1 rRNA gene is annotated in these 1,843 nt (G+C 53.2%); it reads right to left on the minus strand.

From position 1 onward, the window contains the following. Positions 1–1,843, minus strand: a 23S ribosomal RNA gene (locus tag ACFX4O_RS24345); the annotation flags it as partial.

A 1,843-nucleotide genomic window follows, 5' to 3' on the forward strand; every position in this document is an offset into this window, starting at 1 on the left:
ACGTTAGAACACCAGCCATTAAAGGGTGGTATTTCAAGGGCGGCTCCACGCAGACTGGCGTCCACGCTTCAAAGCCTCCCACCTATCCTACACATCAAGGACCAGTGTTCAGTGTCAAGCTATAGTAAAGGTTCACGGGGTCTTTCCGTCTTGCCGCGGGTACACTGCATCTTCACAGCGAGTTCAATTTCACTGAGTCTCGGGTGGAGACAGCCTGGCCATCATTACGCCATTCGTGCAGGTCGGAACTTACCCGACAAGGAATTTCGCTACCTTAGGACCGTTATAGTTACGGCCGCCGTTTACCGGGGCTTCGATCAAGAGCTTCTCCTTGCGGATGACCCCATCAATTAACCTTCCGGCACCGGGCAGGCGTCACACCGTATACGTCCACTTTCGTGTTTGCACAGTGCTGTGTTTTTAATAAACAGTTGCAGCCAGCTGGTATCTTCGACTGATTTCAGCTCCATCCGCAAGGGACTTCACCTACGCATCAGCGTGCCTTCTCCCGAAGTTACGGCACCATTTTGCCTAGTTCCTTCACCCGAGTTCTCTCAAGCGCCTTGGTATTCTCTACCTGACCACCTGTGTCGGTTTGGGGTACGATTTCGTGTTACCTGATGCTTAGAGGCTTTTCCTGGAAGCAGGGCATTTGTTACTTCAGCACCGTGGTGCCTCGTCATCACGCCTCAGTGTTAAAGTGCTCCGGATTTGCCTGGAGCACACACCTTCACGCTTAAACCGGGACAACCGTCGCCCGGCTAACATAGCCTTCTCCGTCCCCCCTTCGCAGTAACACCAAGTACAGGAATATTAACCTGTTTCCCATCGACTACGCCTTTCGGCCTCGCCTTAGGGGTCGACTCACCCTGCCCCGATTAACGTTGGACAGGAACCCTTGGTCTTCCGGCGAGCGGGCTTTTCACCCGCTTTATCGTTACTTATGTCAGCATTCGCACTTCTGATACCTCCAGCATGCCTCACAGCACACCTTCAACGGCTTACAGAACGCTCCCCTACCCAACAACACATAAGTGTCGCTGCCGCAGCTTCGGTGCATGGTTTAGCCCCGTTACATCTTCCGCGCAGGCCGACTCGACCAGTGAGCTATTACGCTTTCTTTAAATGATGGCTGCTTCTAAGCCAACATCCTGGCTGTCTGGGCCTTCCCACATCGTTTCCCACTTAACCATGACTTTGGGACCTTAGCTGGCGGTCTGGGTTGTTTCCCTCTTCACGACGGACGTTAGCACCCGCCGTGTGTCTCCCGTGATAACATTCTCCGGTATTCGTAGTTTGCATCGGGTTGGTAAGCCGGGATGGCCCCCTAGCCGAAACAGTGCTCTACCCCCGGAGATGAATTCACGAGGCGCTACCTAAATAGCTTTCGGGGAGAACCAGCTATCTCCCGGTTTGATTGGCCTTTCACCCCCAGCCACAGGTCATCCGCTAATTTTTCAACATTAGTCGGTTCGGTCCTCCAGTTAGTGTTACCCAACCTTCAACCTGCCCATGGCTAGATCACCGGGTTTCGGGTCTATACCCTGCAACTTAACGCCCAGTTAAGACTCGGTTTCCCTTCGGCTCCCCTATTCGGTTAACCTTGCTACAGAATATAAGTCGCTGACCCATTATACAAAAGGTACGCAGTCACCCCATTAAAGAGGCTCCCACTGCTTGTACGTACACGGTTTCAGGTTCTGTTTCACTCCCCTCGCCGGGGTTCTTTTCGCCTTTCCCTCACGGTACTGGTTCACTATCGGTCAGTCAGGAGTATTTAGCCTTGGAGGATGGTCCCCCCATATTCAGACAGGATACCACGTGTCCCGCCCTACTCATCGAG

The sequence above is a fragment of the Kosakonia sp. YIM B13571 genome, from assembly GCF_042788095.1.
GTDB lineage: Bacteria > Pseudomonadota > Gammaproteobacteria > Enterobacterales > Enterobacteriaceae > Kosakonia > Kosakonia quasisacchari.